Raw genomic sequence first — 13,474 nt, forward strand, 5'->3', positions numbered from 1 at the left:
CCACGGGGCCCGAACGGCGCGGCGTTGCGCTGTTCGAGCCCCGTGCTCACATCGAAGTGCCTGCCGGTTCGACGGTCAGAGCTGGCTGCCGACGAAGACGGTCAGGTCGACGAGGCGGTTGGAGTAGCCCCACTCATTGTCGTACCAGCCGAGGACCTTCACCGACCTGCCCTCCTGAACCATGGTCAGCGAGGAGTCGAAGGTGCAGGAAGCCGGGTCGCCGACGATGTCCGAGGACACGATGGCGTCCTCGGTGTAGAACAGGATGCCCTTGAGGTCGCCGTCCTCGGCGGCCTTCTTGAACGCGGAGTTGACCTCGTCCTTGGTGACCTCGCGCTGGAGCTCGACGACCAGGTCGGTGGCCGAGCCGGTCGGGACCGGGACGCGCATGGCGATGCCGTCCAGCTTGCCCTTCAGCTGCGGGAGGACCAGGGCCGTGGCCTTGGCCGCACCGGTGGTCGTCGGGATGATGTTCGCGGCGGCGGCGCGGGCGCGGCGCAGGTCCGAGTGCGGGAAGTCCAGGATCCGCTGGTCGTTGGTATAGGCGTGAACCGTCGTCATGAGGCCCTTGACGATGCCGAAGTTCTCGTCCAGAACCTTGGCCATCGGGGCGACGCAGTTGGTCGTGCAGGACGCGTTGGAGATGACGTGGTGGTTGGCCGCGTCGTACTTGTCCTGGTTGACACCCATGACGATGGTGATGTCCTCGCCCTTGGCGGGGGCCGAGATGAGGACCTTCTTGGCGCCGCCGGCGATGTGCTTCTCGGCGTCGGCCTTCTTGGTGAAGATGCCGGTCGACTCGATGACGATGTCGACGCCCAGGTCGCCCCAGGGGATGTCGGCGGGGTTGCGCTCGGAGAGCACCTTGATGACGTGACCATCGACGGTGATGGTGTCGTCGGTGTGGCTGACCTCCGCTTTCAGACGACCGAGGATGGTGTCGTACTTCAGCAGGTGAGCCGTGGTCGCAGTGTCGCCCAGGTCGTTGACAGCCACGATCTCGATGTCCGCACCCTGCTCCAGCAGCGCGCGGAAGTAGTTACGTCCGATGCGGCCAAAGCCGTTGATGCCTACGCGGATCGTCACGAACCGATCTCCTCGTTGAATACGCGGGATTTCCACCCCGGCGAGTTGTATGAGATGTCCCCGACCGCCTCCGACCCTACCTCTCCGAGGGCTACGGAGTGACATCGAGCAGGGCCGTAAGAACCACGCGGAGAACCACGAAGACCCGTATTCCCCGGTAGGAGTACGGGTCTCCGGGCGATGGTCCGCACGGACAGCGGCGATCACGGAGCGTCAACACCTGGAAGGGTGTCGCGCGTTCCGGTGACGACCGGTTTCGCAGGGGTTCCGGCTCAGCCCACCAGGCCGTCGGCGAGCTCCTCGCTGAGGGTGGATTCCGTGCCCGGGATGCCCAGGTCCTGGGCCCGCTTGTCGGCCATGGCCAGCAGGCGGCGGATGCGGCCCGCGACCGCGTCCTTGGTCAGCGGCGGGTCGGCGAGCGCGCCCAGCTCCTCCAGGGACGCCTGCTTGTGCTCCATGCGCAGCCGGCCGGCCGCCGCGAGGTGCTCGGGCACCTCCTCGCCCAGGATCTCCAGGGCGCGCCCCACCCGGGCGCCCGCGGCGACCGCGGCGCGCGCGGAGCGGCGCAGGTTGGCGTCGTCGAAGTTGGCCAGCCGGTTGGCGGTGGCGCGGACCTCGCGGCGCATCCGCCGCTCCTCCCAGGCCAGCACCGACTCGTGGGCGCCGAGCCGGGTGAGCAGGGCGCCGATCGCGTCGCCGTCGCGGACGACGACCCGGTCCACCCCGCGCACCTCGCGCGCCTTGGCCGCGATGGAGAGCCGGCGGGCGGCCCCGACCAGGGCGAGCGCCGCCTCCGGTCCGGGGCAGGTCACCTCCAGGGAGGAGGACCTGCCGGGTTCGGTGAGCGAGCCGTGGGCCAGGAAGGCTCCGCGCCAGGCGGCCTCGGCGTCGCAGGTGGCCCCCGAGACCACCTGCGGGGGCAGTCCGCGGATGGGACGGCCGCGGCCGTCCACCAGACCGGTCTGCCGGGCCAGCTGGTCACCGCCCGCAACCACCCGTACGACGTAACGGGAACCGCGCCGCAGACCGCCGGGGGCCATCACGATCAGCTCGGAGCTGTGCCCGAAGATCTCGAGGATGTCCCGCTTCAGCCGGCGCGCCGCCATCGCGGTGTCCAGCTCCGCCTCGATCACGATCCGGCCGCTCACCAGGTGCAGTCCGCCCGCGAACCGAAGAACCGCCGAGACCTCTGCCTTTCTGCAGCAGGTCCGGGTCACGGGAAGCCGGGAAATTTCGTCCTTCACCGCCGGCGTCATCGCCATGGGCCGATCCTTCCATGCATCCGAAAAATACGGTCGTACGCGGCGGCCAACAGCTCCGGATCATGGATCGGAACGCCGTCGGGTGAGGCCACCGGCGCCAGCTCGACCGCGGCACCGAGCCGTTTGGCGGCGTCGGCGAGGGACTCGCGATCGGGCACGGCGGCTTCGTCGGCCAGCACCACGTCCAGGGCGAGTTTAGGGGCGTGTCGTCCCAAAACCTCCAAATGACGCTGCGGGGAGAAGCCATCAGTTTCACCGGGTTGCGGTGCGAGGTTGAGCGAGAGGACCTTGCGGGCCTTGGTCTCGACGAGCGCGTCGAGCAGTTCGGGGACGAGCAGGTGCGGGATCACGGAGGAGAACCAGGACCCCGGTCCGAGCACCACCCAGTCGGCGTCCAGCACCGCGGCGACCGCCTCGGGGACGGCCGGCGGGTCGTGCGGGACGAGGTGGACGGACTGCACCTCGCCGGGGGTGAGCGCCACGGTGGCCTGGCCGCGCACCGTGTCCACGTCGCCCGGGCGGTCCGGGTCGTGCCCCCGGACCAGCGCCTGGAGCTCCAGCGGCACGGCGGACATGGGCAGCACCCGGCCGTGCGCGCCGAGCAGCTTGCCGACCAGGTCCAGGGCCTGCACGTGGTCGCCGAGCTGCTCCCAGAGGGCGACGATCAGCAGGTTGCCGACCGCGTGCTCGTGCAGGTCGCCCTTGGACTGGAAGCGGTGCTGGATCACCCGGGCCCAGGTCTGGCCCCAGTCGTCGTCCCCGCACAGGGCGGCGAGTGCCTTGCGCAGGTCGCCGGGGGGCAGGACGCCGAGCTCCTCGCGGAGCCGTCCGCTGGAGCCCCCGTCATCGGCGACGGTGACCACGGCGGTGAGGTCGCCGGTGATCCGGCGGAGCGAGGCGAGCGACGCGGACAGCCCCATGCCGCCGCCGAGGGCGACGACCTTGGGCTGGGCGCCGCGCTTGCGGCCGGACAGCGCGGGAGTGGCTCTGCGCAGCCGCCGCAGGCGCAGATTGCGGCCGGTCACTCGCGCCCCATGTCCCGGTGCACGAGGACGGTCTCGATGCCTTCGGTCGCGAGCCGGGCCGCGAGCTTCTCGGACATGGCGACCGAGCGGTGCTTGCCGCCCGTGCAGCCGACGGCGATCGTCACGTAGCGCTTGCCCTCGCGGCGGTATCCGGCGGCGATCAGCTGGAGCAGCTCGGTGTACTGGTTGAGGAACTCCTTGGCACCGGGCTGGTCGAAGACGTAGGCGGAGACCTCCTCGTTGAGCCCGGTGAAGGGGCGCAGCTCGGGGACCCAGTGCGGGTTGGGCAGGAAGCGGCAGTCGACCACCAGGTCGGCGTCGACCGGCAGGCCGTACTTGAAGCCGAACGACATGACCGTGGCGCGCAGCTCCGGCTCCTCCTCGCCGGCGAACTGGGCGTCCATCTTGGCGCGCAGTTCGTGCACGTTGAGGCTGGAGGTGTCGATCACCAGGTCGGCGTCGCCGCGCAGCTCGCGCAGCAGGTCGCGCTCGGCGGCGATGCCGTCGACGATCCGGCCGTCGCCCTGGAGCGGGTGCGGGCGGCGGACCGACTCGAAGCGGCGGACCAGGGCGTCGTCGGAGGACTCCAGGAAGACGATGCGCCGGGTGACGTGCTTGGCCTCCAGGTCGGCGAGGGACTCCCGGAGGTTGTCGAAGAAGCGGCGGCCCCGTACGTCGACGACGACGGCGATCCGCGCCACGTTGCCCTGCGAGCGGGCACCGAGCTCGACCATGGTGGGGATCAGGGCGGGCGGCAGGTTGTCGACGACGAACCAGCCGAGGTCCTCCAGACACTTGGCCGCGGTGCTGCGCCCGGCGCCCGACATCCCCGAGATGATCACCAGCTCGGGAATGGCCGCGTTCCCGTCGCCGGTCTCGATGGTGCTGCCCGTACTCACGTGTCCTGCTCCGTCTGCTCGGTCGGTGCGGCCGGCCCCGGTTTCGTTCCCGGTGCCGGCTTCGTGCTCGTGTTCACGCTCGGTCATGTCGTGCTGCCCCCGTCGTCCTCTTCAATGATCTCTCCTGTGGCCGTGTTCACGGCAGGCGTGGCCGGGGCAGCCGATGCGAGGGCGACAGCCACCGATTCCGCCGTTCTGCGGCCTATCCCCGGAACCTCGCAGATCTCGTCGATTGTCGCCTGCTTCAGCTTCTTCACGGAGCCGAAATGCTTGAGCAACGACTGCTTCCGGGTTTCGCCGAGGCCGGGGACGGCGTCCAGGGGGCTGGAGCGGATGCGTTTGGCCCGTTTGGCGCGCTGGTACGTGATCGCGAAGCGGTGGGCCTCGTCGCGGACGCGCTGGAGGAGGTAGAGCCCCTCGCTGGAGCGGGGCAGGACGACGGGGTCATCGTCATCGGGCAGCCAGACCTCTTCGAGGCGCTTGGCGAGGCCGCAGACGGCGACGTCGTCGATCCCCAGCTCGTCGAGGGCCCGCTTGGCCGCCGCGACCTGCGGTTGGCCGCCGTCGACCACGACGAGCTGGGGCGGGTAGGCGAACCGCTTGGGACGGCCCTCGTCCTCGCGGTCCTCACCGTCCGGGGCGGGAATCCCGGGAATCCCGGGAATCCCGGAGGTGCCGGAGGTGCCGGAGGTGCCGGAGGTGCCGGAGGCCCCAGATGCGTCGAGGGCCCCGAGGATTCCGGAGGACTCAGGAGCCCCCGGGGTCTCCTCCCACTCCCCCGTCCGCTCCTTCTCCTGGAGGTACCGCTTGAACCGGCGGCCGATCACCTCGTGCATCGACCGGACGTCGTCCTGGCCCTCGAAGCCCTTGATCTGGAAGCGGCGGTACTCGCTCTTGCGGGCGAGCCCGTCCTCGAAGACGACCATGGAGGCGACCACGTCGTCCCCCTGGAGGTGCGAGATGTCGAAGCACTCGATGCGCAGCGGGGCCGAGTCGAGGCCGAGCGCCTCGGCGATCTCCTCCAGGGCGCGGGAGCGGGTCGTGAGGTCGGAGGCGCGCTTGGTCTTGTGCAGGGCGAGGGCCTGCTGGGCGTTGCGCTGGACCGTCGCCATCAGGTCCTTCTTGTCGCCGCGCTGCGGGACGCGCAGGCCGACCTGGGAACCGCGCCGTCCGGCGAGCCACTGGGAGACCGCGTCCGGGTCCTCGGGCAGGGCCGGGACGAGGACCTCCTTGGGGACGGAGTCCCCCGCCTCCTCGCCGTACAGCTGCTGCAGGGCGTGCTCGACCAGACCCGCGGTGTCGACGTTCTCCACCTTGTCGGTGACCCAGCCGCGCTGACCGCGCACCCGGCCGCCGCGCACGTGGAAGATCTGGACCGCGGCTTCGAGCTCGTCCTCGGCGACCGCGATCAGGTCGGCGTCGGTGGCGTCGGCGAGGACGACGGCGCTCTTCTCCATGGCCCGCTTGAGGGCCTCCACGTCGTCACGGAGCCGGGCCGCCCGCTCGTACTCCATCTCCTCGGCCGCCGCCATCATGTCCTTCTCCAGGCGGCGGATGTACGTACCGGTGCGGCCTGCCATGAAGTCGCAGAAGCCGTCCGCCAGTTCGCGGTGCTCCTCGGCGGTGACCCGGCCGACGCAGGGGGCCGAGCACTTGCCGATGTAGCCCAGGAGGCAGGGGCGGCCGGTCCTGGCGGCGTTCTTGAAGACCCCGGCGGAGCAGGTGCGCACCGGGAAGACCCGGAGCATCAGGTCGACCGTCTCGCGGATCGCCCAGGCGTGGCCGTACGGGCCGAAGTAGCGCACGCCCTTCTTCTTGGCACCGCGCATGACCTGCACACGCGGGAACTCCTCGTCGAGCGTGACCGCGAGGTACGGATAGCTCTTGTCGTCGCGGTACTTGACGTTGAACCGCGGGTCGAACTCCTTGATCCAGGAGTACTCCAGCTGGAGGGCCTCGACCTCCGTGGACACGACCGTCCATTCCACCGAGGCGGCGGTGGTGACCATCGTGCGCGTGCGCGGATGGAGCCCGGCCAGGTCCTGGAAGTAGTTGGCCAGGCGCTGGCGCAGGTTCTTGGCCTTGCCGACGTAGATCACCCGGCGGTGCTCGTCCCGGAACTTGTAGACCCCCGGGGAGTCGGGGATCTGTCCCGGCTTGGGGCGGTAGCTGGAGGGGTCTGCCATGGCCCCCACCCTACTTGCGGGCAGTGACAGCGCGGCCGGTCCCGAAGTGGTGCCGTGCTCCGGGGCGCGGGCAGTGGGAGCGCGCCCCGGAGCACGGGTCGGGGGTGCCGCAGGTCAGCGGGGCGCCCGGCGGCGGCGTCGGTCGCGCAGGGCCGCGGCGCCGCCGAGGGCCAGCACGGCGAGGGCACCGGCCCCGGCGGCGGCCGAGGTGGCGGTCAGGGCCGGGCCGGGCGCCGTGCTCGCGGTGACGAGCCCGGGCTTCCCGTCGGCGGACGCGGAGGCGGGACCGGCGGGTGCGGGGGCGGCGGGTGCGGGGGTGGGTCCGGTGGCAGGACCGGGGGCGGCGGGTGCGGACGGTGCGTAGCCGCCCGCCTTCCCGGCGCGCGCGTACCCGGAGCCGGGGAGCTTGTCGCCGTACGCCTCCCGGACCCGGGCGCGATAGGCGGCCAGCGTGGTGCCCCGGGCGCCGACCGCGCGGACCGCGTCCTGGTCCAGCGGGAGCACCTTGGCCCCCTTCTGGACGAACCAGGCGTCCGTCTGCGGTTCGCGGAAGACCGTTCCGCCGGGGAGTTCGCGGGCGCCCGCGGCGGCGTACCGGGCCTCGTCGTCGCCGGTGGCTATGTTCACCACCTGCCACCCGCCGTCCTTCCCTTCCTTCGGAAGGGTCCACAGGGACGCCTTCTGCCCGTCCGAGGAGACGGCCGTGGTGGCGAGGTAGTCCAGTCCGGCCACCGGCGCGCCCGGTTTCCCGGCGACGAAGTCCGGGGCGAGGGTGTACACGGGCACGGTCGCGCCGACGAGGCGCGGGGCCGCCGCGGACCTCGTGACGGCGCCCTCGCGGGCGAAGAACCGGGACAGGGTGTCCAGCGTCCCGGCGTCGGCCGCCGCGTGACGGGCGGCGCTCAGCGCGGCCGAATCGACCGCGGGGCCGGTGGCGGGACCGGGGGCGGCGGTCGCGCCGGGAGCGGCGACGGTGAGCAGGGCGGTGCCGGTCAGGACGCCGACGGCAGCCAGGGCGGCAGCCGTGGACCGGGCGGTGCGGGCGGCCTTGGGAGTGATCGTGCGGGCGGTCCTGGGGGTGGCCGGGCGGGCGGTCGTGCGAGCGGTGGTGCGGGTGGTCGTGCGGCTCATCTCGTCACGCCCCGATCCGGTAGAGCGAGTGGGTCCAGGAGAACTCGGCGTTGTTGACGTACCAGGCGTGCGAGGCCCAGTTGTAGCGGTTGCTGGAGGGCCAGGGATCGCCCCAGTAGACCCAGCTGCCCGAGTCGTCGTACCCGTACAGGACATGCATGTGGCCGCCGCCCGACGACCACTGGATGCGGGTCTCCACGGGGCGTCCCGCGGCGATCTCGGCCTGGACGGTGGGGTAGCGCAGCCAGCCGGTGACGTACGAACCGGGGTTGACCCCGGCCCAGTACAGCCCGTCCTGGACGTTGCCGAGCGTGGCCTGCGAGTTGGGGCACTCGTAGCCCTGCGCGCGGCCGAAGGCGGCGCTGCAGAACTGGTTCTGCGAGTAGTTCCGGCCGAACCAGGTGGCGATGGTGTTGCCGGCCGCCGCCCAGCACCAGTTGCTCTTCTGCTGGGCCTGCATGGTGATGTCCAGGCGCCGGGTCGCGGCGATGCCGTCCGTGGTGGCGGCCGGGTCCGTCGGCGTCGCGGCGGCGGTGGTGTGCGGGGCGGAGGAGGCGGTCGTGGCGGGGGCGGTCGTGGCGGGAAGCCGGGCCGCCGAGGCCGTCGCCGTGGGCAGCGCGAGGAGCACGGCGGCCAGGACGGCCGCGGCGGGGAGCCGGCCCGGTCGGATTCTTCGGTTGCGCATGACGTTCCTCCCGATGCGGGGGATGGGTGATCGCGGGAGCGCGTCCGGACGCTGCCCGAGGAGCATCAACCGTTGTCGGGACCGGGTCAACACGCTTCAATGCGGGGAAACATCGCGGTGTGAACGGCGTGGCGGACACGTGAACGGCCCTCCCCCGGCCACCTGCGCAACCGCCCCCGCCGACGCGGCCCTCCCACGCCGCGTCGTGAACGTTCACCCGGTCATCTGGAGGACCCATGCGGCACACCGAGGCCGAACTGGCGCAGGTGCTGCACACCGGCCCGTTCCACCTGGCGCTGCGGACCGCGCTCTCGGTGCGCGGGCTGCCGCTCCAGCGGGTGCAGCACCATCTCGCGCACCGCGGGGTCAAGGTCGGGGTGACCAGCCTGAGTTACTGGCAGCAGGGGGCCAGGCGCCCGCAGCGCGCCGAGTCACTGCGGGCCGTGAAGGCGCTGGAGGAGGTACTGGGGCTGCCGGGGAACTCGTTGCTCCGGCTGCTGGGCACCAAGAGCGGCCGTCCGGAGACCGACCGCCCGGCCGCGCGGTCGTACCGTTCGCTGCTGGAATCGTCCGGTGCGGTGGAGCGGCTGCTCGCGGAGTTGGGGTCGCCGGTGGACGGCGGGCTGCACACGGTGGGGCACCACGAGCGGGTACGGATCGGCCCCGGCCGGGAGCTGCTGCAGCGCGAGTCGCAGCACGTGGTGCGGGCGCACCGGGACGACATCGACCGCTACCTCGCCGTCCACCGGGGCGACCCGGGCTGCGATCCGGCGCGGGTGACGGTGACGGCCCGGGAGAACTGCCGGACGGGGCGGGTCCGCTGGGACGGCGAAACGGGGGTCCTCGTCGCCGAGCTGCTCTTCGACACCCGGCTGAGGTCGGGCGACACGTACCTCTTCGGCTACGGCTTCGACGACGGCACGGGAGGCCCGTGCGGCGAGTACGTGCGCGGCTTCAGCTTCGGCGGCGGGCAGTACGTGTTGCAGGTGGGGTTCGACGAGGCGGCGCTGCCGGTACGGTGCCGGCGCTTCGCCCAGGTCTCGGCGGGGGCGCCGCGCGGCGCCCGCACGGACCTCACGCTCACCGGCAGGCACCGGACCGTCCACCTGGTGGAGCAGGGGGTGCGGCCCGGCCTGGTCGGCATCGACTGGGACTGGGAGTGACTCCGCCCCCGGCGGGGGCGTCCGGCCCGGCGAGGGGCGGGTGTCCGGCCCGGCGGGCAGGCACGGCGCGGTGGGGCGGGCGCGGCACGGGACACGGCGGGCGTCCGGCGCGGCGGGGCGCGGCGGGCACGGCCCCGCACGGGGCGGGGCACGGCAGGGGGCAGGCCCGGCGGGGCCTCCGCCCCCTGTCGGTGCGAGGCGGGTGTGCCGGCCGGGTCAGGCCTCGGGGCCCGCGATCAGCTTTCCGCCCTCGACCCGGACCGGGACCGCGGGCAGCGGCACGGTGGCCGGGCCGCGCGTCGCCTTGCCGGTCGTGGTGTCGAAGTGGCTGCCGTGACAGGGGCAGTTGCCCACGTTGTCCTCGACCTTGTCCAGCAGGCAGCCGCCGTGGGTGCACTGGGCGCTGAACGCCTTGTACTGGCCCTTGGCCGGGCAGGTGACGACGAGCCGCTGCTCGCGGTAGAGCTTGGAGCCGCCGACCGGGACGTCTTCCGGCGCGCCGAGCGTCACGGGGGCGGTCGGCGTCGGCGTCCTGGCGTGGCCGAGCTTCGATTCGGTCGAGCAGGCGGCCACTCCCAGCCCGGCGGCGCCGGCGAGAGCGGCGCCCTTCAGCACGGTGCGGCGGGCGGCGGGCTGGCCGGACATGCGGTCTCCACTGGTCGTAAGGAACGGAGAAACGGAGGGGCACCGGGGACGGCTGAGGCACCGGGAGTACCTGGGCATCAGCGCCATCGGTGACGGAACCGACGATACCGGCGCCTCCGACCGCCCCCGCGCCCGGCCCACCCGAGCCCCGCCGTCCCCGGCCCGGCGCCGTCCGTTCCCGGCCTTCTCCGGTCGGAACCGGGGCTCGCACGGGCGGGGCGTCGAGGACGACCCGCCCGTGCGCCGGGGGTGCCTCCCGGCTCAGGCCTCGCGGGCGCGGGTCGTCCGCTTCGCCGCGGGCTTCTTCGCGGCCGGCTTCTTCGCCGCCGTCCCGGCCGCGGCCTTGGCGGCCTTGCCCGTGCCCGTGCGGGCCGTGGCCGTCCGTCTGGCCGGGGCCGACTTCGCGGCGACCGTCTTCTTCGCGGCCGTCTTCCGCAGCGGCTTGCGGGCGGCGGGCACCGCGGCCTCGCTCACCCGGTCCGGGTCCAGGATGCCCTGGAGGAACTTCCCGGTGTGGCTGGCGGGGGCCGCGGCGACCTGTTCCGGGGTGCCCTCGGCGACGACCAGACCGCCGCCGCTGCCCCCTTCGGGGCCCATGTCGACGACCCAGTCCGCGGTCTTGATCACATCCAGGTTGTGCTCGATGACGATCACCGAGTTGCCCTTGTCGACCAGCCCGGAGAGCACCTTGATCAGCTTGCTGATGTCCTCGAAGTGCAGCCCCGTGGTCGGCTCGTCCAGGACGTAGACCGTGCGGCCGGTGGAGCGCTTCTGCAGTTCGCTGGCGAGCTTCACCCGCTGTGCCTCGCCGCCGGAGAGCGTCGGCGCGGATTGGCCGAGCCGCACGTACCCGAGGCCGACCTCGTTGAGCGTGCGGAGGTGGCGGGCGATCGTCGGGACGGCCTCGAAGAACTCCAGGCCCTCCTCGATCGGCATGTCCAGCACCTCGGCGATGGACTTGCCCTTGTAGTGGACCTCCAGGGTCTCCCGGTTGTAGCGCGCCCCGTGGCAGACCTCGCACGGGACGTAGACGTCCGGCAGGAAGTTCATCTCGATCTTGATCGTGCCGTCGCCGGAGCAGTTCTCGCAGCGGCCGCCCTTGACGTTGAAGGAGAAGCGGCCCGGCAGGTAGCCGCGCACCTTCGCCTCCATCGTCTCCGCGAACAGCTTGCGGACGTGGTCGAAGACACCGGTGTACGTGGCCGGGTTGGACCGGGGGGTACGGCCGATGGGCGACTGGTCGACGTGCACCACCTTGTCGACCAGGTCGTCCCCGTCGACCCGGGTGTGACGGCCGGGGACCGACTTGGCGCCGTTCAGCTCCCGGGCCAGGTGGGTGTAGAGGATGTCGTTGACCAGCGTCGACTTCCCGGAACCCGAGACGCCGGTGACGGCGGTGAGCACGCCGAGCGGGAAGGAGACGTCGATGTCCTGGAGGTTGTTCTCCCGGGCGCCGTGCACCGTGAGCGTCCGCTCCGGGTCCACCGGGCGGCGGATCTCGGGCGTCGGGATCGACTTCTTGCCGTTCAGGTACTGGCCGGTGATCGACTCGTCGTTGCCGAGCAGTTCCTCGAGCGATCCGGAGTGGACCACCTTGCCGCCGTGCTCACCGGCGCCGGGGCCGATGTCGACGACCCAGTCGGCGACCTTGATGGTGTCCTCGTCGTGCTCGACGACGATGAGCGTGTTGCCCATGTCGCGGAGCCGGACCAGGGTCTCGATCAGCCGGTGGTTGTCCCGCTGGTGCAGGCCGATGGACGGCTCGTCCAGCACGTACAGCACGCCCACCAGGCCGGAGCCGATCTGGGTGGCGAGCCGGATGCGCTGGGCCTCGCCACCGGACAGGGTGCCCGCGGCGCGGTTGAGCGAGAGGTAGTCGAGGCCGACGTCGACCAGGAACTTCAGTCGCTCGTTGACCTCCTTCAGGACCCGTTCGGCGATCTTCTTGTCGCGGGCGTTCAGCTTCAGTCGGCCGAGGAATTCGGCGCACTCGCTGATCGACATCGCGGAGACCTCGGCGATGGACTTCTCCATCACCGTCACGGCGAGCACGATCGGCTTGAGCCTGGTGCCCTCGCAGGTCGGGCAGGGCACCTCGCGCATGTAGCCCTCGAAGCGCTCCCGGCTGGAGTCGCTCTCGGCCTCGGAGTGCCGCCGCTTGACGAACTGCACCGCCCCTTCGAACGAGGGGGTGGTGTACGCGCGCTCCCGCCCGTAGCGGTTGCGGTAGCGGACCTCGGTCTGGATCTTGTGGCCGAACAGCAGGGCCTTCCTGGCGCGCTGCGGCAGCCCGGCCCAGGGGATGTCCGTACGGAATCCGAGGGCCTCGGCGAGCGCGTTGATCTGCCGGCCGAAGTACTCCTTGGTGTGGCCGTGCGACCAGGGGTGGATCGCGCCCTCGTCGAGCGACTTCTCCTCGTCGGGGACGATCAGCTCCGGGTCGACCTCCATCCGCGTGCCGATGCCGGTGCAGTCGGGGCAGGCGCCGAAGGGCGAGTTGAACGAGAAGGAGCGCGGCTCCAGCTCCTCGAAGGAGAGGTCGTCGTACGGGCAGTAGAGGTGCTCGGAGTACATCCGCTCGCGCTCGGGGTCGTCCTCGGGGAGGTCGACGAAGTCGAGCACGACCATGCCGCCGGAGAGCCCGAGCGCGGTCTCGACCGAGTCGGTCAGCCGGCGCTTGGCGCTGTCCTTCACCGTGAGCCGGTCGATGACCACCTCGATGGTGTGCTTCTCCTGCTTCTTCAGCTTGGGCGGCTCGGAGAGCTGGATGGTCGTGCCGTCGACCCGGGCCCGGCTGTAGCCCTTGGTCTGCAGGTCCGAGAAGAGGTCGACGAACTCGCCCTTGCGCTCGCGCACCAGCGGCGAGAGCACCTGGAAGCGGCTGCCCTCGGGAAGGCCGAGCACCTTGTCGACGATGGCCTGCGGGGACTGGCGCGCGATGGGCCTGGAGCACTCGGGGCAGTGCGGCTTGCCGATCCGGGCGAAGAGCAGGCGGAGGTAGTCGTAGACCTCGGTGATGGTGCCGACCGTCGAGCGCGGGTTGCGCGAGGTCGACTTCTGGTCGATGGAGACGGCGGGCGAGAGACCCTCGATGAAGTCGACGTCCGGCTTGTCCATCTGGCCGAGGAACTGGCGGGCGTACGAGGAGAGGGACTCCACGTAGCGCCGCTGGCCCTCGGCGAAGATCGTGTCGAACGCGAGGGACGACTTGCCCGACCCGGAAAGCCCGGTGAAGACGATGAGGGAGTCGCGGGGGAGGTCGAGCGAGACGTTCTTGAGGTTGTGCTCGCGAGCGCCACGGACGATGAGACGGTCGGCCACGCCGGTCCGCACCTTTCTGGAGAGAAATGGGGGAACTGAGCCCCCGTCCCAGGGTATGGGGGGCGCCACAG

General features: G+C 71.7%; 10 protein-coding genes. 1 reads left to right on the plus strand and 9 read right to left on the minus strand.

All coding sequences use genetic code 11. The annotated features are described in order from the left end of the window. Positions 1-75: 75 nt before the first annotated feature. From gap to OCT49_RS07060, 7 genes are all read right to left on the minus strand, one after another. Positions 76-1,086 carry a type I glyceraldehyde-3-phosphate dehydrogenase gene (gap, locus tag OCT49_RS07030; RefSeq protein WP_283851025.1) on the minus strand — a complete coding sequence of 337 codons (1,011 nt, stop codon included), beginning with the start codon at positions 1,084-1,086 and terminating at the stop codon, positions 76-78. 272 nt (positions 1,087-1,358) lie between these two features. Further along, a complete protein-coding gene (whiA, locus tag OCT49_RS07035; protein WP_283851026.1) occupies positions 1,359-2,348 on the minus strand; it encodes a DNA-binding protein WhiA in 990 nt (329 codons plus the stop codon). Further along, positions 2,339-3,373, minus strand: coding sequence for a gluconeogenesis factor YvcK family protein (locus OCT49_RS07040; RefSeq protein ID WP_283851027.1), 1,035 nt, complete (start codon positions 3,371-3,373; stop codon positions 2,339-2,341). The genes whiA and OCT49_RS07040 overlap by 10 nt, the downstream gene beginning before the upstream one ends. Then, positions 3,370-4,359, minus strand: coding sequence for an RNase adapter RapZ (rapZ, locus tag OCT49_RS07045; RefSeq protein WP_283851028.1), 990 nt, complete (start codon positions 4,357-4,359; stop codon positions 3,370-3,372). Before rapZ ends, OCT49_RS07040 begins: the two co-directional genes overlap by 4 nt. Beyond that, a complete protein-coding gene (gene uvrC, locus OCT49_RS07050) occupies positions 4,356-6,458 on the minus strand; it encodes an excinuclease ABC subunit UvrC (protein WP_283851029.1) in 2,103 nt (700 codons plus the stop codon). Before uvrC ends, rapZ begins: the two co-directional genes overlap by 4 nt. Before the next feature lie 114 nt (positions 6,459-6,572). After that, positions 6,573-7,589, minus strand: a complete 1,017-nt coding sequence (locus OCT49_RS07055; protein WP_283851030.1) for a hypothetical protein — start codon at positions 7,587-7,589, stop codon at positions 6,573-6,575. A gap of 4 nt (positions 7,590-7,593) precedes the next feature. Further along, a complete protein-coding gene (locus OCT49_RS07060; RefSeq protein ID WP_283851031.1) occupies positions 7,594-8,274 on the minus strand; it encodes a papain-like cysteine protease family protein in 681 nt (226 codons plus the stop codon). Between the two features lie 236 nt (positions 8,275-8,510). Between OCT49_RS07060 and OCT49_RS07065 the strand changes: the two genes are divergently transcribed. Next, positions 8,511-9,437: a hypothetical protein gene (locus tag OCT49_RS07065; protein ID WP_283851032.1), complete on the plus strand. Its 927-nt coding sequence runs from the start codon at positions 8,511-8,513 to the stop codon at positions 9,435-9,437. 216 nt (positions 9,438-9,653) lie between these two features. On the opposite strand, the gene OCT49_RS07070 is transcribed toward OCT49_RS07065, so the two are convergent. Next, on the minus strand, positions 9,654-10,082 hold the full coding sequence (locus OCT49_RS07070; RefSeq protein WP_283851033.1) for a Rieske (2Fe-2S) protein: 429 nt from the start codon (positions 10,080-10,082) through the stop codon (positions 9,654-9,656). Positions 10,083-10,343: 261 nt separating this feature from the next. Continuing rightward, a complete protein-coding gene (uvrA, locus tag OCT49_RS07075) occupies positions 10,344-13,403 on the minus strand; it encodes an excinuclease ABC subunit UvrA (protein WP_283851034.1) in 3,060 nt (1,019 codons plus the stop codon). Positions 13,404-13,474: the final 71 nt, after the last annotated feature.

The sequence above is a fragment of the Streptomyces sp. ML-6 genome (assembly GCF_030116705.1).
Taxonomy (GTDB): Bacteria; Actinomycetota; Actinomycetes; order Streptomycetales; family Streptomycetaceae; genus Streptomyces.

What these genes read in the sequence shown, in the direction of transcription:
- OCT49_RS07070 (WP_283851033.1), bottom strand. Translation starts at nt 10,082, where the DNA reads ATGTCCGGCCAGCCCGCCGCCCGCCGCACCGTGCTGAAGGGCGCCGCT.
- whiA (WP_283851026.1), bottom strand. Translation starts at nt 2,348, where the DNA reads ATGGCGATGACGCCGGCGGTGAAGGACGAAATTTCCCGGCTTCCCGTG.
- OCT49_RS07055 (WP_283851030.1), bottom strand. Translation starts at nt 7,589, where the DNA reads ATGAGCCGCACGACCACCCGCACCACCGCTCGCACGACCGCCCGCCCG.
- rapZ (WP_283851028.1), bottom strand. Translation starts at nt 4,359, where the DNA reads ATGACCGAGCGTGAACACGAGCACGAAGCCGGCACCGGGAACGAAACC.
- OCT49_RS07065 (WP_283851032.1), top strand. Translation starts at nt 8,511, where the DNA reads ATGCGGCACACCGAGGCCGAACTGGCGCAGGTGCTGCACACCGGCCCG.
- uvrC (WP_283851029.1), bottom strand. Translation starts at nt 6,458, where the DNA reads ATGGCAGACCCCTCCAGCTACCGCCCCAAGCCGGGACAGATCCCCGAC.
- OCT49_RS07060 (WP_283851031.1), bottom strand. Translation starts at nt 8,274, where the DNA reads ATGCGCAACCGAAGAATCCGACCGGGCCGGCTCCCCGCCGCGGCCGTC.